Consider the following 17,100-nt stretch of genomic DNA (forward strand, 5'->3'; position numbering starts at 1 on the left):
CGCCGCTGCCGCAGCGATACCCGCCAGGGCGATGCCGCGTGGGGAGCTCACGGGCGCTGGCGTAGGCTGGTGCACCGTGAACAACGCGCCGATCGGGATCTTCGACTCCGGTGTCGGCGGGCTGACGGTCGCACGCGCCATTTCGGATCAGCTGCCGCGCGAGTCCCTCCTCTACATCGGTGACACCGCGCATTCGCCGTACGGCCCCAAGCCCATCGCCGACGTGCGTCGATACTCGCTCGAGGTCCTCGACACTCTCGTCGGACAAGGCGTCAAGATGCTGGTGATCGCCTGCAACACCGCATCGGCCGCCGTGCTGCGCGACGCGCGGGAACGGTACGACGTGCCGGTCGTCGAGGTGATCGGACCGGCAGTGCGCACCGCGATGTCGACCACGCGCTCGGGGCGCATCGGCGTCATCGGCACGAGCGGGACGATCGGCTCGCGCGCGTACCAGGACATGCTCGAGGTCAACGATCGGCTGACCGTGTTCGCGCAGGCATGCCCCCGCTTCGTCGAGTTCGTCGAAGCCGGCGAGACGGACACGCCGGAGGTGCTCTCCGTCGCCGAGGCATACCTGTCGCCGCTGCGCCATGCCGGGGTCGACACTCTCGTGCTGGGCTGCACGCACTACCCCTTCCTCAAGGGGGCGATCAGCTACGTCATGGGACCCGACGTCTCGCTGGTCTCCAGCGACACCGAGACGGCAAACGACGTCTACCGTCAGCTGGTGAGCAGGGATCTGCTGGCGGGGACGGATGCGACTCCCACCCACACGTATGAAGCGACCGGCGGTTCGGCTGATGAGTTCGTCAGCCTCGCCCACCGACTCATGGGCCGCGAGGTGCGGGACGTGCGTCTTGTACAGACCGGAGCCATCGACCTGCGGCGATGACGCGCCGCAGAGAATCCTGCTCCGCCGCGCGGAGCATCCGAACCGAGAAGAGAACAGCATGAACGAGACCACCCGCGCCGACGGACGCAGCGTCGACCAGCTGCGGCCCGTGACGATCGAACGGGGCTGGAGCAGGCAGGCCGAAGGGTCGGCGCTGATCAGCTTCGGCGACACCCGGGTGTTGTGCACGGCATCCTTCACCAACGGTGTTCCCCGCTGGCTTACCGGCAAGGGCAAGGGGTGGGTGACCGCCGAGTACGCGATGCTGCCGCGCGCGACCAATGACCGCAACGATCGCGAGAGCGTCAAGGGCAAGATCGGCGGGCGTACACATGAGATCTCCCGGCTCATCGGCCGTGCGCTGCGAGCGGTCGTGGACACCAAGGCTCTGGGTGAGAACACGATCGTGATCGACTGCGACGTGCTGCAGGCCGACGGTGGCACGCGAACGGCGGCGATCACGGGCGCCTACGTCGCGCTGGCCGATGCGATCGCGTGGGGCCGGGAGAAGAAGTTCATCGGTCAGAAGTCGCGGGTGCTGCTGGATTCCGTCGCTGCGGTATCGGTGGGCATCATCGACGGCGAACCCATGCTGGACCTCGCCTACGTCGAGGACGTCCGCGCCGAGACCGACATGAACGTCGTGGTCACGGGTCGCGGCCTGTTCGTCGAGGTGCAGGGCACGGCCGAGGGGGCCCCGTTCGACAAGCGTGAGCTCGACGCACTCCTCGAGCTGGGACTTGCCGGATGCGCGCAGCTGCGCGACATCCAGGCTGACACGCTCGGGCCGGGGGAGTGACGCCGATGCCGCAGCAGATCGTCCTGGCCACCCACAATCCCCACAAGGTGGCGGAGTTCGCACGCATCGTCGCGGCGACCCGACCCGACCTTCGGGTCATCGGGTACGACGGTCCCGAGCCTGTCGAAGACGGTGTCAACTTCGCGGAGAACGCGCTTATCAAGGCACGCGCGGCAGCCCGACACACCGGGCTCGCGGCCCTGGCGGACGATTCCGGCATCGCCGTCAACGTGCTCGGGGGCGCACCGGGCATCTTCTCGGCGTATTGGGCGGGGCACCAGAAGGATGCTGCGGCCAACATGCACCTGCTGCTGGATCAGCTCTCCGATATCGCCGATCCGCACCGTAAGGCATCCTTCGTGTCGACGATCGCGTTGGTGGTCCCCGAGCGCGGGTCCAACGCCTTCGCGCTGGAACACGTCGTCGAGGGCCGCTGGCACGGACGGTTGGCGACAGAGCCCCGCGGTGAGGGGGGATTCGGGTATGACCCGATCTTCATCCCCGACGGCCAGGAGCCTGGCGCGGAGCGCACCGTCGGGCAGTGGAGTCCCGAGGAGAAAGCCGCGGCATCGCATCGCGCCCAGGCGTTCGTCGCCCTCGCCCCTCTGCTGTCGGCCCTCTGAGACGCCCTACGCGCGAGCGAGAATCAGACTCGTTCCCGTTTGGATCGCCGACCCGACTCCCACGGTCTCGGAGCCCTACGCTGGGGACGTGCACGATCACGCTCCCGGTATTCGTGGCGCCAGCCACCGCCGATTGCTGACCGCGTCACTGGCCATCACGTCGGTCGTGCTCGTCATCCAGGTGATCGGCGCGTTCTGGAGCGGGTCGCTCGCTCTGCTCGCTGACGCCGTGCACATGCTGACGGATGCCGCCGCCCTCGTGATCGCGCTGATCGCGAGTATCGTGGCCGCGCGGCCCGCGACCGACCGCCAAACCTACGGGTATCAGCGCGCTGAGGTATTCGGAGCGCTCATCAACGCTGTGCTGCTGATCGGCCTGTCGGTCTGGGTCGTCATCGAAGCCATCCAGCGCCTGCTCGCTCCGGGCGACGCGGAGGTGCGCGGCGGCATCATGCTCATCGTGGCGATCGTCGGCCTGCTCGCCAACGCGGCCGCGATGTGGCTGCTTTCTGCCGCACAGCGCACGAGCATCAACGTCCGCGGTGCGTATCTGGAGGTGCTCGGCGACCTGCTGGGGTCGGCGCTGGTCATCGTGGCGGCAGTCGTGGTGCTCGTCACCGGCTGGCAGGCAGCGGATGCCGTCGCCTCACTCCTGATCGCGGCTCTCATCGTGCCCCGTGCGGTCGGGCTGCTCCGGGAGGTCTTCCACGTGCTCTCGGAGGCCGCGCCGAAAGGCACCCACGTCGCGGAGATCCGCGACCACATCCTGTCGGCCGATGATGTCGTGGCCGTGCACGACGTCCACGTGTGGCAGCTCACTCGCGGCGCTCCCGTGTTCACGGCGCACGTCGTCGTCGACCCGGCGGCGATCGCCGCGGGGCGTTCGGGCGAGATTCTCTCGCGCCTGCAGAGCTGCCTGGCGGCGCACTTCGACGTCGAGCACTCGACCTTCCAGCTGGAGCCGGCCGGCCATGTCGATACGGGCGACGCGACCCACGCCTAGAACGGGGCGTCCGCGTCTTCGCGTACCACGGCATCGGGGGCATGATCAGGACGAAGGCCTCGCCAGCGGGCATGGCGCAGAATTCCGCCCGGCGTGAACTCTGCGAACTCGACCTCGCCGACCAGCTCGGGTCGGACCCAGATCGCATCGCGCGCGTCCGCCGCGGGCACGCCGACGAAGGGGTTCTCGTGCGTCCCAAGCGGGGCGAGCAGGCGCCCCAGGGTGGCCAGGGACGTCTCGGTGAACCCCGTTCCCACCCGACCCGCATAGTGCAGGCCGTCCGAACCGGGGATGCCGACCAAGAGCGATCCGATGGCACCGGATCTCCCTCCCTGACCGGGACGGATGCCGCCGATGACGACATCCTGGGTGCGGGTGAGCTTGATCTTGAGCCAGTCCGCCGATCGCTCACCCGACCGGTAGCGTGAGTCGGGGTTCTTCACGACGAGTCCCTCGAGGGCGGCCTCGCGGGCGGCTGCCAGCGTCGCGTCCAGATCGTCGAACACCGGCGGGACGGTGATGCGGTCGCCGGCGCCGTCAGCAAGCCTCTCCAGGAGCGCGCGTCGATCAGCCAGCGGCAGCGCTGTCGCGTCCTGCCCGTCGATCTGCAGCAGATCGAACAGGTAGTAGCGCACCGGCGTGCGCGCCGCCTCGCGAGTGATCTCCACGGGATTGGCGAGATTCATCCGCTTCTGCAGCAGCGGAAAGCTCGGCCTGCCGCCCGCGTCGAGGGCGACGATCTCCCCGTCCACGATGCACGGCGCGTCGCCGAGCCTGGCATCCTGCAGGTCCGGATAGGCGGCGGTGAGGTCGTTTCCGCTGCGCGCGCGGAGGGTCAACTCTCGTCCGTCCCAGGTCCCCACCGCACGGATACCGTCCCACTTCATCTCCACCCAGGGCTCACCACCCCATCGGGCGATGGCCGCCGCCGCGAGCCCCGGCGTGGCAACCGTGGCGAGCATCGGAGCGGGGCTGTCGTGACGCTCCTGTGGCCCACGGCGCGGGCGAACCACCCGCTGGGCGGGCGCCGTGCTCGCCTGGGCGTCCTTCATGCGATGCAGGAGCCACTGCGACTTCTCGCCCTCACCGCTCGTCCGGATGAGCGCGAAGCGCACGCCATCCATCGCGCCGCCGCGCCTGCCGTGCGCGCGGAAGATGACCTCGTCGGGGCGCCATTTCTCCGTCTCGAACGTGCCTGTGTCCCACACCGTCATCGTGCCGGCGCCGTACTCGCCCTTCGGGATGGTGCCGTGGAACGTGAGGTACTCGATCGGATGGTCCTCGGTCATCACGGCGAGGTTGTTGCGATCGGGTGAGGTCGGGATGCCGCGGGGAACCGCCCAACTGACGAGCACACCGTCACGCTCCAGGCGCAGATCGAAGTGCAGCCGCGACGCATGGTGTTCCTGCACGACGAAACGCGGGGGCTCGCCGTCCGCCCGGACCCCGGGAAGGGTGCTGGCATCCGGCACCGGCTCGGGCGTGCGTGCCGCATCGCGCTTCTGGCGATATCGATCGAGCGGCGCTGGCGCCGGAGCAGCGAAGAACGGCGCGATCCCCGTGGCGGCGCGCTCGAGCACCTCTGTGAACAGCAGCTGACGCAGGTCCGGTTCGGACAGCTCGTCCCACGTCCGCGGGGCGGCGACGGTGGGACGTTCCCGCCCGCGGAGCGAGTAGGGGCTGATGGTGGTCTTCTTGCCGTTGTTCTGGCTCCAGTCCAGGAAGACCTTGCCCGGACGGGCCGCCTTGGACATCGAGCTCACGACCAGATCCGGGTGATCGGTCTCGAGAGCCCGCGCGAGTTCTCGCGCCAGGTTCGACGCACCATCGCTGGTGAGACTGCCCGGCAGCGGGGCGTACAGGTGGATGCCCTTGCTTCCGCTGGTGACCGGCACGGACTCCAGCGACATCCCGCGCAGGATCTCTCGCACGAGCCGGGCGACCTCGGCGCACTCGGCGAGGCCGGTGCCCGGCCCCGGATCGAGATCGAGGACGAGGCGGTCGGGGTGAGCCGGTGAGCCATCCGGCGCGAATCGCCACTGCGGCACGTGCAGTTCGAGGCTGGCGACCTGGCCAAGCCACACGAGCGCTGCCTGGGAGTCGATGAGCGGGTAGGTCTTGATTCCCGTGGAGTGCTGGATCGGCATCCGGGGGATCCACTCGGGTGCACCCCGCTCGAGATCCTTGGTGAAGAAGGACATCCCGGGATGCTCCGCGTCGCCCACGCCGTCGGGCCATCGCTTACGAGTGACGGGGCGTCCCGCCAGCAGCGGGAGGATGGTCGGGGCGATCCGACTGTAGTAGTCGATGACCTCACCCTTAGTCGTGCCGGTGGCCGGGTAGAGGACCTTGTCGAGGTTGGTGAGGCGCAGGCGGTGGCCCTGCACCTGTACCGTCTGCTCCGGGCCAGCCATGCGCCAAGGCTAGTCCCCGGGGTCGGAGTGTGCCCGGATGCTGGCCCTCGGGCCCGACAGCGTGTGTACTGGTCAGATGAGGTCGATCTGGAAAGGCGCGTTGACGTTCGGGCTGGTCAACGTTCCGGTGAAGGTCTACGCCGCGACCGAGGACCACGACGTGTCGCTGCATCAGGTGCACGCGGCCGACGGAGGCCGCATCCGCTATCAGCGTGTATGTGAACTCGACGGCGAGGTCGTGCCCTACAGCGAGATCGACCGCGCCTACGACGACGGCGAGAAGACCGTGATCCTCACGAAGGAGGATTTCGCGGCGCTGCCGTCCGAGCGCAGCCGCGAGATCGAGGTCGTGGAGTTCGTCCCGAGCGACCAAGTCGATGTGCTCACCCTCGATAAGGCGTACTACCTGGAGCCCGACTCGAAGTCCCCGAAGGCCTACGTGCTCCTGCGTCAGACGCTCGAGCAGACCGATCGCACCGCGATCGTGCGGTTCTCGCTGCGGCAGAAGACGCGCCTCGCGGCTCTGCGGGTGCGCGGTGACGTGCTCGTGCTGCAGACGCTGCTGTGGGCCGACGAGGTGCGGGAGGCGAGGTTCCCGTCGCTGGACGAGCCGGTGAAGATCTCGGACAAGGAGCTCGAGCTGTCGGCGTCCCTCGTCGAGAGTTTCTCGGGCGACTTTGATCCTGCCGATTTCGTCGATGAGTACCAGCAGGAGCTGCGGACGCTCATCGAGGCGAAGCTCGAGAAGGGTGACGCGATCGACACCGCCGAGACCTTCGGTGAGCAGCAGGAGGAACAGGGCGGCGAGGTCATCGACCTGATGGAGGCGCTGCGCGCGAGCGTCGAGCGCTCGCGCGCGTCTCGCGAGAGCGGCTCCCGGCAGGAGAAGAAGTCCGGCTGACAGCCGTCGGGCTGACGTTAGTCGGCGTCGGGGCGCCGCTCAAAGACCTGGGGGTCCAGAGCCAGTTCGCGTGCCTCCGTGGCGTCAGTGTCCAGGTTCTCGCCCGCTGCAGCTTCCTTACGCGCCTTCCACTTCTCGCTGAAGTAGTGATAAGCGACCACCAGCGCAGTGCCGCCCACCGCGACGAGCAGGATGATGTCGATGTACTCGGTGACGAGGTCGCGCACCCACGGGATGTAGGCGATGAGGTACCCGACCATCGTCAGGCCGAAGCCCCAGATGAGCGCGCCGATGAGGTTGTAGAGGGTGTATTTGCGCCACGGCATGTGTCCGACGCCCGCCGCGACGGGCGCGAAGGTGCGCACGATCGGGACGAACCGGGCGAGGATCACCGTGATGCCGCCGAAACGTTCGAAGAACGCATTGGTGCGCTCGACGTTGCGCTTGCTGAAGATGCCGGATTCCTTGCGTTCGAACACCGCGGGTCCGCCCTTGTGCCCGATGTAGTAGCCGACCTCACCGCCGATGAACGCCGCCAGCGCGATCAGCGAGCACACGACCCAGATGTTGACGCCGAACACGTCGTTGGTGTGGGTGAGTAGCCCCGAGATGATCAGGAGCGTGTCACCGGGGAAGAGGAACCCGACCAGCAGGCCCGTCTCGGCGAAGATGATCAGGCACACCACCAGCAAGGCCCAGGGGCCGGCCGCGTCGATGATCGTCTCAGGGTCGAGCCAGGGGATGAGAGCCAGTGAGTGCACGTGTGTTCCGTCGGTGTCGGCGGTCGAAGGCGCGGCAGGATGCCTCGCGTGCGGAAGGTGGGACTTGAACCCACACGCCCGAAGGCACAGGAACCTAAATCCTGCGTGTCTGCCAATTTCACCACTCCCGCGGGTGCGATCAGTCTACTGAGGCCGCATTGGAGAGCTCGACCCGCACGCACGCGCACCTCGTGCCGACGCCGCACACGTGCCATCCGTGCGATCCCGATCGGTTGCGGGGACGGCTCTGACGCGACATTCTGTGCAGTAATACTGAACCACCGTGGATGGTGTGAACAGAAGGAGTGATCGTGGCGACGGAGCAGATTCAGGCTTGGCTGGACCGATACGGTCGTGCGTGGGAGGAGCGCGATGCGGATGCTGCCGCGGCGTTGTTCACGGCGGATGCGGTGTACCGCGAGCAGCCCTATGACGAGCCCTATCGAGGGCGTGAGGGCGTGCACGCCTACTGGTCTCGAGTGACGGCGACGCAGTCGGACATCCGGTTTCGGGCGGGCCGCGCGGTCGGCAGCGGTGCGCACGCGGCGGCGGAGTGGTGGGTGACCCTGCGCAATGAGGGCGCGGATGTGACGCTCGCCGGCGAGTTCTTCCTCGTGTTCGACGAGTCGGGATTGGTGCGCGAACTGCGCGAGTACTGGCACTTCCACCCGGGAATCGTCGAACCACCCGCGGGCTGGGGGGAGTGATTCGCGCGAGCCGACAACGGATTGGTCACGGTCGCCGTCCTTGCGGCGCCAACCCTTGCGTTAAGTGATACAACACGGCAATGTGTACGCCAGCACTGAACATTGTCCAGGCCGGCTTTCCCGGCGTGGCCACGATGGTGGTTCGTCAGCGCACCCGATTTCAAAGGAGAAGTCATGCCACTCAGCACAGCATCCCCACGGCGGAGGGGGGTTCTCGCAGGAGCGGGGATCGCCGTCGCCGCTCTCGCACTGGCCGCGTGTTCGTCGGGGGACACGGGCACGTCTGGTGCCGGTGAGACGTCGGCGCCCAGCGAGGAGCCCCTGCAGATCGCCTACATCTCGTTCGCCGTCGCAAACACGTACGACGAGCCGATGCTTGCAGCAGCGGAGGAAGTCGCCGCCGCGAACAACGCCGAGATCACGGTCTTCGATGGAAACCTCGATCCTGCGACACAGGCCACCCTCATCGAGGACGTCATCGCCTCGGGCGACTATGACGGCATGATCGTTCAGCCCATCTACGGGCCCGCGATCATGGACGTCGTCGCCGAGGCGATGGATGCCGGTCTCACGGTGGTGAACATCGACCAGATCCTCGGTGAGGACTTCACCTCCGGTGCGACGCAGCTGCCGGGCCTGGCGTCGAACATCGTCTTCGTCCCGACGATCCTCGGGCAAAAGCTCGGCGAGCAGACCGTCGAGGCCTGCGCGTCCAAGAACCTCGATCCGTGCAACGTCGCCTACCTGCACGACCTGAAGACCTCGAGCGTGAGCATCGCGCTGTGGGATGCCTTCAGCGAGGCAATCGCGGGCACCCCGGTGACGGTCGTCGCCGAAGGGGAGACCTTCTGGAACCCCGCGGCCGCGCAGACCGCCGTGGCCGACATCCTCACCGCCAACCCCGACATCGACGCGATCGTCACCTCGGACCAGGGCCTGCAGGGCGCCGTCCTCGCGATCGGCGACTCCGGAGCGGCGGTCGGCGACTACCTGCTCGTCGGATACGGAGGCTCGCAGTGGGCACTGGATGCCATCGGCGAGGGCATCGTCTACTCCGACGTGATCATGGCTCCGGCCACGACCGGACGGCTCGGCATGGAGGCGATGATCGCGGCGCTGCGCGACGGGAAGGACATGGGCGACGTCGACCCGTTTGCGGACTTCCCCAACAACGGGATCATGACTCCCGACACGGTCTCCGAGTTCACCGGCGAGTGGCCCGGTTGATCCATGCCGCACGAACCGGCTGACGCCGGCGTCCCGCAGCTCACCGTCGAGCTGCGGGACGTCGGCAAGTCCTTCGGCGGGCTCCCCGTCCTCCGCCATATCGACCTGACGATCCGGCCGGGCACCGTCCATGCCCTCGTCGGAGAGAACGGCGCCGGCAAGTCCACGCTCGCCAAGATCATCGCGGGCCTGTACAGCGCCGATGACGGGCAGGTGCTCGTCGGCGGCGAGAGCGTGCACTTCGGCTCGCCGCGCGAGGCGCTGGACCGGGGCATCGCGACGATCGCCCAGGAACTCGCACTCGTGCCTGCGCTGTCGGTCGCCGAGAACGTCTTCCTCGGTCGCGAGCCGCGCCGTGCGGGCTTCATCGGACGCCGGCGCCTGGCCGCCGAGTATCGGTCGCTGAGCGAACGCACGGGGTTCGCGCTCCCGGCCGATGTGCCGGTGGGCGCTCTCCGGACCGCCGATCAGCAGAAGGTCGAGATCCTGCGGGCCCTGGCGCGCGGCGCGTCGGTGATCATCATGGACGAGCCGACCGCGGCGCTGTCGGGGGCGGATGCCGATCTGCTGCACGCGGTCGTGCGCCAGCTGGCGGCATCCGGGCACACTGTCGTGCTCATCTCGCACTTCCTCCGTGAGGTGCTCGACCTGGCCGATGAGATCACGGTGCTGCGTGACGGTCGCCTCATCCGCACCGCACCGGCCGCCGACGAGACCGAAGAGAGCCTGATCGAGGCGATGCTCGGCCGGACCCTGGGCGCGGTCTTCCCGGAGCAGCCGCCGGTGCCTGCCGATGTCGAGCCCGTCCTGACGGTCACCGACCTCGAAGCGCCCGGAGTCAAAGGGGTGTCGTTCTCGGTGAGGCCCGGCGAGATCGTCGGGCTCGCGGGCCTGGTGGGGGCCGGCCGCAGTGAGATCGTGCACGCGATCTTCGGCGCCGCCGGGCGGCACGGCGGCGCTGTGGAGCTGCTCGAGTCCGGGGCGGACGGGTCGGGGCAGCGCGTGGCGGTGGGCGCCTCGGTGCCGGCGGCGTTGCAGGCGGGCCTGTTCCTCATCCCGGAGTCCCGCAAGGAGCAGGGGCTCGTGCTGGGCAGGCCGATCCGCGACAACGTGACCCTGTCGAACCTCGCCGCCTTCGCCCGTGCGGGTTGGGTGCGCACGCGTGCGGAGCGCCAGGATGCCCGGGCGATGCTCGATCGGGTGACCGTCGCCGGCGACGATCGCCGCGACGTCTCGAGCCTGTCGGGTGGGAACCAGCAGAAGGTGCTGTTCGCTCGCGCTCTCCAGCGCCCCCGCAGGGTCCTCATCGCCGACGAGCCCACGCGCGGGGTGGATGTCGGATCCCGTCGCGCCATCTACGACCTCATCGTCGCCGAAGCCGCCAGTGGAGTCGGGGTGATCGTCGTGTCGTCGGATGTCGAAGAAGTGCTCGGGCTCGCGCACCGCATCCTCGTCATCCGCAGTGGCCGGATCGTCGCCGAGCTCACCGGCGAGGACCGCACCGAAGCACACGTCCTGACCGCGGCATTCGCGGACCCGATCACGAGTGGGAAACCATGACCCTGACTACCGGCACCGTGCCCACCCAGGCACAGCAGAGCACCCTGTCGCGCATCCCGTGGCGGTCCGTGGCGATCGTCGTACCGTTCCTGGCGGTCTTCATCGCGCTGTCGATCGGGAGCCCCGCGTTCCTGTCGTTTCAGAACATCGGCAACGTGCTGGACCGTCAGTCGGGCATCCTCATCATCGCCGCAGCGAGCACTCTGGTGCTCATCGCCGGGGGGATCGACCTGTCGGTCGGGGCCACCTATATGTTCACCGCGGTGGTCTGCGGCACCGTGATCATCAAGGTCGGCGGGGCCGAGGGGGCTGTGCTCGGCATCCTCGCGGGGGTCCTTTCGGGCCTTGCCGTCGGCATCATCAACGGCGTCATCAGCACGTACCTGCGGATCAACCCGCTGATCGCGACGTTGGCGATGAGCTTCATCATCCTGGGAGCGACCAAGCTCGTCTCGCAGGCCGGCAAAGAGGGGATCGGGCAGATCCGCGTGGACGTGCCCGAGTTCACCTGGATCGCGAAGACCGAACCGCTCGGGATGTCGCTGCCGATCTGGATCGCGCTGGTCGTCGTGGTGGCACTCGGCATCGTGCTGTGGCGCACGACGTTCGGCCGCTACGTCTACGCGGCGGGCGGCAACGCCGAGGCGGCGCGTCTTGCCGGCATCCGGGTCAATGTCGTGCGGATCGCAACCTTTGCTCTGACGGGCCTCGGTGCGGGCCTTGCCGGCGTGATCGACCTGGCCCGCACCCCGTCGGTACCCGAGAACGATGCGATCGCGACGACGCTGACGTTCACGGTGCTGGCAGGCATCGTCGTCGGCGGCACCTCGATCCTCGGCGGGGAGGGGGCCGTGTGGCGGACGGTGCTCGGGATCCTCTTCATCGCGATGCTCTACAACGGCTTCACGCTGCTGAAGATCGACCCGCTGTTCCAGGGGATCGCGCTGGGCGTCATCATCCTGCTCGCCGTCGGTTTCGACGCCTGGTCGCGCCTGCGACGGCGGTGACGCTGACGCGCGGCCTCAGCGCTTGGGAGCGAAGAAGAAGTAGATGAGCGGCCCGATCCCGCCGAGCAGGATCACGAAGGCCCACAGCGGTTTCTTGCCGTTGATCTTGTTCTCGGGGCGCAGGTAGAGATCCCAGAACGCGAGCCCCGCCCAGGCGGCGCGGAGCATCCCGCCGACCAGTCCGCCGACGATCCCCGTGCCGGTCTTGCGTGCCACGTGGCTTGGTGTCTTGACGGTCATGATTCCCCACCCCTCGGTGCTGCGTCCTACGTACTGGTGCCATTGTGCATCCCCGGCGGCGGCGCGGCCAGGGGCCGTTCGGCGCAGCCAGGGTGTTACGCCGCACCGCTGTGGATAACTCCTGCGGCCGGGGAGGCAGGCTTGTCAGGATGCACGGGTGACCATCACCTCGCCCGTCGACCCGGCCGTCTCGGTCGTGGCGCGGGTGCGCGAGTCGCTGCGCGCGGCCCAGATCGACCCACAGCGGGAGCCGGATCGGGCCAGTCAGATCGCCCGGTCGGAGGTCCGCAGGCACAATGACTTCGCGCTGGCGCGAGGCGAGCGAACCCTGGATGACGAGGCACACCACGTGCGCGACATCCTCGCCCAGCTGTCGGGGTTCGGTCCGTTGCAGGTCTACCTCGACGATCCTGAGGTCGAGGAGCTGTGGATCAACGCCCCCGACCGCATCTTCATCGCCCGCCAAGGGATCGCATCCCGCGTCCCCCTGGCCTTGACCGACACCGCGGTGCGAGACCTCGTCGAACGGATGCTGCACTCGACCGGTCGCCGCGTCGACCTCAGCCAGCCGTTCGTGGATGCCTCGCTTCCCGACGGGAGCCGCCTACACGTCGTGATCCCCGACATCACCCGGCGGCACTGGGTTGTGAACATCCGCAAGTTCCTGCCGCGGTACCGGTCGCTCGACGACCTTGTCGCGGTGGGGAGTCTCGCAGCAGCGGATGCCGATCTGCTGGCGGTTGCGATGCGCGAGGGGCGCAGCATCCTCGTCTCGGGCGCCACGCATGCGGGCAAGACGACGCTGCTCGGAGCGATCATCGCCGCGTGCGGTCCCTCGCAGCGCATCGTCACTGTGGAGGAGACGTTCGAACTCGCCGTCGATGCGCCGGATCTCGTCGCGCTGCAGGGTCGGCAGCCGAGCCTCGAAGGGGGAGGGGAGGTGACGCTTCGCCGCCTCGTGAAGGAGGCGCTGCGGATGCGGCCGGATCGCCTCGTGATCGGCGAGGTGCGCGACGCCGAGGCTCTCGATCTCGTCCTCGCCCTCAATACCGGGGTTCCGGGTGCAGCCACGATCCACGCGAACTCGGCGGCCGATGCGCTGCGCAAACTTTGCTCCCTGCCGTTGCTGGCCGGCCGCAACATCGACAGCGGGTTCGTGATGCCGGCCGTTGCGGCATCCGTCGACCTCGTCGTCCACTGCCAGCGCGATGCGACCGGACGGCGGCGCGTGACCGAGATCGTCGAGCCCACGGGGATCGAGGACGGCATCATCCAGACGCGTCCCGCCGCCCGCCACGCGTCGCCACCCCTGATGAGGAGTCGTGACCGATGACACTTCTGATCGGAGCGATGCTCGGGGCAGGGATGCTGCTGGTTCTCTCGCCGTGGCTGTGGCCGGCTCGACCCGGGACCCCATCGCCCACGGCATCCTCGTCGCTCACCCGCTTGATCGGTGAGGCGGGCTTTGCCGAGCGAGCAAGCGCCCGCGCCATCATCGCCTCCTCCGCGCTCGGCGGTGCCGTTGCCGCCGCGTTGGTATGGCTCGTGTTCCCGACGCTGCCGCTGTGGATCCTCGCGGGAATCGTCGGTGCGTATTCCCCGATCGCGTGGCTGCAGTCCCGAGCGCGGAGGCGCGCGAAAGAGCGCCGCGGCTTATGGCCCGACGTATGCGACCTGCTTGTCTCGTCGGTTCGGGCCGGGATGTCGCTCGCCGACGCCGTCGCGAGCCTCGCAGTCTCGGGTCCTGAACGTCTTCGGCCGGACTTCGTGCGGTTCGCGCGCGATGTCGCGGCATCCGGACACCTGGATGCCGCGCTCGCCGGGCTCAAGACGCGCCTGGCCGACCCGATTGCCGACCGCATCGTCGAAACGCTGCGGATGGCGCGCGAGGTCGGCGGAACGGAACTGGTGCCGACGCTGCGCGCGCTCGGCGCGTCGGTTCGGGCCGATGCCGCGCTGCGGGCCGAGGTCGAGGCCCGCCAGTCCTGGATTCGCGCGGCGGCTGTTCTCGGCGCTGTCGCCCCGTGGGTGATTCTCGGCCTGCTGGCACTTCGCCCGGAAGCCGCTGCCGCGTACGGCTCGCCGCAGGGGATCGCACTGATCCTCGGTGGCGCCGTCGTCACAGTGGTCGCGTTTCGTCTCATGCTGCGCGTGGGAAGGCTGCCGGAGCCGCGGAGGTGGTTTGCGTGAACCCCACCGACATCGCGCTCGCCGTTTTGCTGGGCGGTGGGCTTGCCGGAGGACTGCTCCTCGTCCTCTCGGCATCGCCACGCTGGCGCGCCCGGGGACTGACCGCCCGGCTCGCGCCGTACTTGCGGGACGTGACCGAGGGTGACCCCGGGAGGGCGTTCAGCGCGATCACTGTGCCGGTTCTTGGGGCTGCAGTCCCAACGTGGGAGGCCGCAGCTGATCGGCTGTCGCACATTCGAGCGTCGTGGCAGCGTTCGCGCGCCGTCCTTTGGGCATTGCTCGGCGCGGGCGCGGGCGCCGCGCTGGCTACGGTCGTTGCGCTGGCGCAGGGACCGCACGCGGGCCTGCTCGCGTTGCCGCTGGTCGGTGCCACGGGCGCGGCAGTGGGGGAGCAGTCGCTTCGACGTGCCGGCGATCGGGCGCGCGGGCGGCGGCTGCATGAAGAGCTGCCGGTCGTGCTGGAGTTCCTTGCGCTCTGCTTGTCTGCCGGGGAGGGTCTGCTGGATGCGCTGCGGCGTGTCGGCAGCCGCGGAACCGGCGAGCTTGCTGCCGGCATCCGTGAAGTCGTCGTTGAGGTCGGGACTGGATCGGCGCTGACGGACGCGCTGCTCGCGTTCGCGCGTCGGGAAGACAGCCCCGCACTGTCGCGGGCGATCGATCAGCTCGTAGCGGCGGTCGACCGGGGGACACCGCTCGCGGATGTGCTGCACGCACACGCCGCGGATGCGCGGGCCGGGGAACAGCGCGAGCTCATCGAGCAGGCCGGGCGCAAAGAAATCGCCATGCTCGTGCCGCTCGTCTTCTTGATTTTGCCCGTGAGCGTGCTTTTTGCGATCTTCCCGGGCGTCGTGATGCTCGATCTCGGATGACCGCACGCCATCTAGACCACCGAAACCGAAGGAGATGATGACGATGAGACGGATGCTGGAACGCTTGCGTGAAGCGACCGCGCCGCGCGAGGGAACCGACCGGGAGGATGCCGGCGTGGCCGCAGCTCTACGGGAAGACCGCGGCGATGTCCCTGGCTGGGTGTTGATCACACTGATGACCGCGGGGCTCGTGGTGCTGATCTGGGCGCTCGCGGGGCCGGCGCTGTCGGGTCTGTTCGAACAGGCGATCTCCCGCGTATCGGGGTTCTGAGGCGGCTGACTGTGAACGACCGTGGCTTCTGGGGCGACGACCGGGGCTCGGCTCCGGTCGAGTTCGTCATGGTCGCCGCGCTGCTCACGGCCCTCACACTCGGCGTCATTCAGCTCGGCGTCGCCACCTACGTCCGAAACGTCGTGCACGACGCCGCGGTCGAGGGGGCGTACTACGGCGCACTCGCCGACACCTCGACCGGCTCAGCGGTCGATCGCACTCGCGAGGTCATCACCCGCGCGATCGGACCCGAGTACGGCACGGATGTCGGCACCCGCCAGGTCGTGATCGACGGGCAGCCTGTGGTCGAGGTCACGGTGCGGGCGAGCATCCCACTCGTGGGCCTGTGGCCGAGCGGCCTGCAGACGGAGGTGACCGCCCATGCTCCGCTGGAGTCGTTCGATCGCTGACCGGTGGCGTACGCGACTGACTCGGATGCTGCGCGAGGAGCGCGGGTCGGCGTCGCTCGAGTTCCTCACCGTCGGACTCCTCATGCTCGTGCCGCTCATCTACGTCGTCGTCGCGCTCGGACAGATTCAGCACCAGGCGCTCGGCGCCGAAGCCGCAGCCCGCCATGTCGCGCGGGCGATCTCGCTGTCGTCGGATGCGGCATCCGCCAGTTCGAGCGCCTCCGAGGTGCTTTCCGCAGTGATGGCGGAGTACGACCTCGATGCCTCCGCCACGTCCCTATCTATCTCGTGTGCTCCGGCGTCGGCATCCTGCCCGACAGCGGGGGCGACAGTTCGGGTTTCCGTCGCGACGCGCGTCTCGTTGCCGCTCGCGCCGCCGGTCCTCGGTCTCGATGAGATCGCGAGTGTGCCGGTCGAGGCAAGTGCGGTGCAGCGGATGTCGCGGTTCTGGAGCGGAGGATGAGGTCGCTACTGAGGCGGCTTCGCGATTCGGCGTGGGTGGCGGATGACGAGGAGGGCAGCATCCTGCCGCTCGTACTCGGGTATGCGATGCTCGCGATCGTGCTGATCCTCGTGACGGTTGATGCGACGAGTCTGTATCTCGCGCAGAAGCGGCTCGACAGCGTCGCCGATGCGGCAGCGCTCGCCGGCGCTGACGGGTTCACGCTCACCATTGCCGGTGGTGCGCCGCGGGCCGAGCTCTCGTCGGGCGACGTGTATGCGCAGGCGAGTGCGCTGCTGGCGCAGTCGGATGCCGACGCGAGCCTGGTGTCGGCATCCACCCCCGACGGTGTGTCGGCTCGCGTGACGGTCGCGGGGCAGTGGCATCCGCCGGTGTTCAGTCTCTTCGTGCCCGACGGCGTCGCGCTCCAGGCCACCGCCACCAGCCGCAATGCTCTGCGGTGACAGATGGTGAGGAGGGCATGAGAAGCAGTTCACTCCGAGTCGTTCACCTCGATGATGATCCGGCCGTCGGCTCCGATGATTCCGGGCCCCTTGTCGGGAGTTGGCGCGGGAGCGGGGATGATCTGCTCCTGCTCCCACGCCAACCGTGCATTGTGAGCTGACGGGTAGAAGAGCTCGTCCATCCCGAAGGTTCCTCCCGAGCTAGACGACGACTGCAGTGCTCGGCCCTGCCGCCACGCGATTGCGCCGCCGATCACGAAGCTCACGGGCACGAGTGCGATCGCAGCTATTGCGAGCCAGCCGAACGCATCCGACAT

The 17,100-nt window shown here is 68.5% G+C and carries 20 protein-coding genes and 1 tRNA gene; 16 read left to right on the plus strand and 5 right to left on the minus strand.

The genetic code is table 11. The features are described from left to right. The first annotated feature begins 76 nt into the window (after positions 1 to 76). From murI to ACSGC5_RS08530, 4 genes are all read left to right on the plus strand, one after another. Positions 77 to 895: a glutamate racemase gene (gene murI / locus ACSGC5_RS08515; protein ID WP_434970212.1), complete on the plus strand. Its 819-nt coding sequence runs from the start codon at positions 77 to 79 to the stop codon at positions 893 to 895. A gap of 58 nt (positions 896 to 953) precedes the next feature. Then, complete coding sequence (rph, locus tag ACSGC5_RS08520; RefSeq protein WP_434970213.1) at positions 954 to 1,694, plus strand: ribonuclease PH; 741 nt, start codon at positions 954 to 956, stop codon at positions 1,692 to 1,694. A gap of 5 nt (positions 1,695 to 1,699) precedes the next feature. After that, positions 1,700 to 2,317 carry an RdgB/HAM1 family non-canonical purine NTP pyrophosphatase gene (gene rdgB, locus ACSGC5_RS08525; protein ID WP_434970214.1) on the plus strand — a complete coding sequence of 206 codons (618 nt, stop codon included), beginning with the start codon at positions 1,700 to 1,702 and terminating at the stop codon, positions 2,315 to 2,317. Between the two features lie 88 nt (positions 2,318 to 2,405). After that, positions 2,406 to 3,320 carry a cation diffusion facilitator family transporter gene (locus ACSGC5_RS08530; RefSeq protein ID WP_434970215.1) on the plus strand — a complete coding sequence of 305 codons (915 nt, stop codon included), beginning with the start codon at positions 2,406 to 2,408 and terminating at the stop codon, positions 3,318 to 3,320. Here ACSGC5_RS08530 and ACSGC5_RS08535 read toward each other — a convergent pair. Further along, positions 3,317 to 5,734 (minus strand): ATP-dependent DNA ligase, encoded by a 2,418-nt coding sequence (locus ACSGC5_RS08535; protein WP_434970216.1) that lies wholly within the window; start codon positions 5,732 to 5,734, stop codon positions 3,317 to 3,319. The two genes, ACSGC5_RS08530 and ACSGC5_RS08535, sit on opposite strands and share 4 nt — an antisense overlap. A gap of 76 nt (positions 5,735 to 5,810) precedes the next feature. On the opposite strand from ACSGC5_RS08535, the gene ACSGC5_RS08540 reads away from it, so the two are divergent. Beyond that, entirely contained in the window at positions 5,811 to 6,635 is an 825-nt protein-coding gene (locus ACSGC5_RS08540; protein WP_434970217.1) for a Ku protein, read from the plus strand. 17 nt (positions 6,636 to 6,652) lie between these two features. On the opposite strand, the gene ACSGC5_RS08545 is transcribed toward ACSGC5_RS08540, so the two are convergent. Together ACSGC5_RS08545 and ACSGC5_RS08550 are read right to left on the minus strand one after the other, a co-directional pair. Further along, a complete protein-coding gene (locus ACSGC5_RS08545; RefSeq protein WP_434970218.1) occupies positions 6,653 to 7,396 on the minus strand; it encodes a DedA family protein in 744 nt (247 codons plus the stop codon). A gap of 49 nt (positions 7,397 to 7,445) precedes the next feature. Next, positions 7,446 to 7,527, minus strand: a tRNA-Leu gene (locus tag ACSGC5_RS08550). Between the two features lie 180 nt (positions 7,528 to 7,707). Here ACSGC5_RS08550 and ACSGC5_RS08555 point away from each other — a divergent pair. The 4 genes from ACSGC5_RS08555 (at position 7,708) to ACSGC5_RS08570 (ending at position 11,897) form a co-directional block, all read left to right on the plus strand. Continuing rightward, positions 7,708 to 8,103 (plus strand): nuclear transport factor 2 family protein, encoded by a 396-nt coding sequence (locus tag ACSGC5_RS08555; protein ID WP_434970219.1) that lies wholly within the window; start codon positions 7,708 to 7,710, stop codon positions 8,101 to 8,103. Positions 8,104 to 8,277: 174 nt separating this feature from the next. Then, positions 8,278 to 9,330 (plus strand): sugar ABC transporter substrate-binding protein, encoded by a 1,053-nt coding sequence (locus ACSGC5_RS08560; protein ID WP_434970220.1) that lies wholly within the window; start codon positions 8,278 to 8,280, stop codon positions 9,328 to 9,330. Between the two features lie 3 nt (positions 9,331 to 9,333). After that, a complete protein-coding gene (locus ACSGC5_RS08565; RefSeq protein ID WP_434970221.1) occupies positions 9,334 to 10,890 on the plus strand; it encodes a sugar ABC transporter ATP-binding protein in 1,557 nt (518 codons plus the stop codon). After that, on the plus strand, positions 10,887 to 11,897 hold the full coding sequence (locus ACSGC5_RS08570; protein WP_434970222.1) for an ABC transporter permease: 1,011 nt from the start codon (positions 10,887 to 10,889) through the stop codon (positions 11,895 to 11,897). Before ACSGC5_RS08565 ends, ACSGC5_RS08570 begins: the two co-directional genes overlap by 4 nt. A 15-nt stretch (positions 11,898 to 11,912) precedes the next feature. Here ACSGC5_RS08570 and ACSGC5_RS08575 read toward each other — a convergent pair whose 3' ends face one another. After that, the gene (locus tag ACSGC5_RS08575; RefSeq protein WP_434970223.1) at positions 11,913 to 12,137 is read right to left on the minus strand and encodes a PLDc N-terminal domain-containing protein; all 225 of its coding nucleotides are present in this window, start codon (positions 12,135 to 12,137) and stop codon (positions 11,913 to 11,915) included. Positions 12,138 to 12,294: 157 nt separating this feature from the next. Here ACSGC5_RS08575 and ACSGC5_RS08580 point away from each other — a divergent pair, with 157 nt between their 5' ends. Genes ACSGC5_RS08580 through ACSGC5_RS08610 form a run of 7 tightly spaced genes read left to right on the plus strand, consistent with a single transcriptional unit; the run spans position 12,295 to position 16,783 of the window. Further along, positions 12,295 to 13,470, plus strand: a complete 1,176-nt coding sequence (locus ACSGC5_RS08580) for a CpaF family protein (RefSeq protein WP_434970224.1) — start codon at positions 12,295 to 12,297, stop codon at positions 13,468 to 13,470. Next, the gene (locus tag ACSGC5_RS08585; RefSeq protein WP_434970225.1) at positions 13,467 to 14,327 is read left to right on the plus strand and encodes a type II secretion system F family protein; all 861 of its coding nucleotides are present in this window, start codon (positions 13,467 to 13,469) and stop codon (positions 14,325 to 14,327) included. Before ACSGC5_RS08580 ends, ACSGC5_RS08585 begins: the two co-directional genes overlap by 4 nt. Further along, complete coding sequence (locus tag ACSGC5_RS08590; RefSeq protein ID WP_434970226.1) at positions 14,324 to 15,196, plus strand: type II secretion system F family protein; 873 nt, start codon at positions 14,324 to 14,326, stop codon at positions 15,194 to 15,196. The genes ACSGC5_RS08585 and ACSGC5_RS08590 overlap by 4 nt, the downstream gene beginning before the upstream one ends. A 52-nt stretch (positions 15,197 to 15,248) precedes the next feature. Next, positions 15,249 to 15,467: a hypothetical protein gene (locus ACSGC5_RS08595; RefSeq protein WP_434970314.1), complete on the plus strand. Its 219-nt coding sequence runs from the start codon at positions 15,249 to 15,251 to the stop codon at positions 15,465 to 15,467. An 11-nt stretch (positions 15,468 to 15,478) separates the two neighbouring features. Further along, a complete protein-coding gene (locus ACSGC5_RS08600; RefSeq protein WP_434970227.1) occupies positions 15,479 to 15,877 on the plus strand; it encodes a TadE/TadG family type IV pilus assembly protein in 399 nt (132 codons plus the stop codon). Continuing rightward, positions 15,849 to 16,340, plus strand: a complete 492-nt coding sequence (locus tag ACSGC5_RS08605) for a TadE family protein (RefSeq protein WP_434970228.1) — start codon at positions 15,849 to 15,851, stop codon at positions 16,338 to 16,340. Before ACSGC5_RS08600 ends, ACSGC5_RS08605 begins: the two co-directional genes overlap by 29 nt. Continuing rightward, positions 16,337 to 16,783, plus strand: coding sequence for a pilus assembly protein TadG-related protein (locus ACSGC5_RS08610; protein WP_434970229.1), 447 nt, complete (start codon positions 16,337 to 16,339; stop codon positions 16,781 to 16,783). Before ACSGC5_RS08605 ends, ACSGC5_RS08610 begins: the two co-directional genes overlap by 4 nt. Before the next feature lie 29 nt (positions 16,784 to 16,812). Here the strand turns inward: ACSGC5_RS08610 and ACSGC5_RS08615 are convergent, their stop codons facing one another. After that, positions 16,813 to 17,100 carry a hypothetical protein gene (locus ACSGC5_RS08615; protein ID WP_434970230.1) on the minus strand — a complete coding sequence of 96 codons (288 nt, stop codon included), beginning with the start codon at positions 17,098 to 17,100 and terminating at the stop codon, positions 16,813 to 16,815.

The sequence above is a fragment of the Microbacterium sp. bgisy207 genome (assembly GCF_965345035.1).
GTDB lineage: Bacteria > Actinomycetota > Actinomycetes > Actinomycetales > Microbacteriaceae > Microbacterium.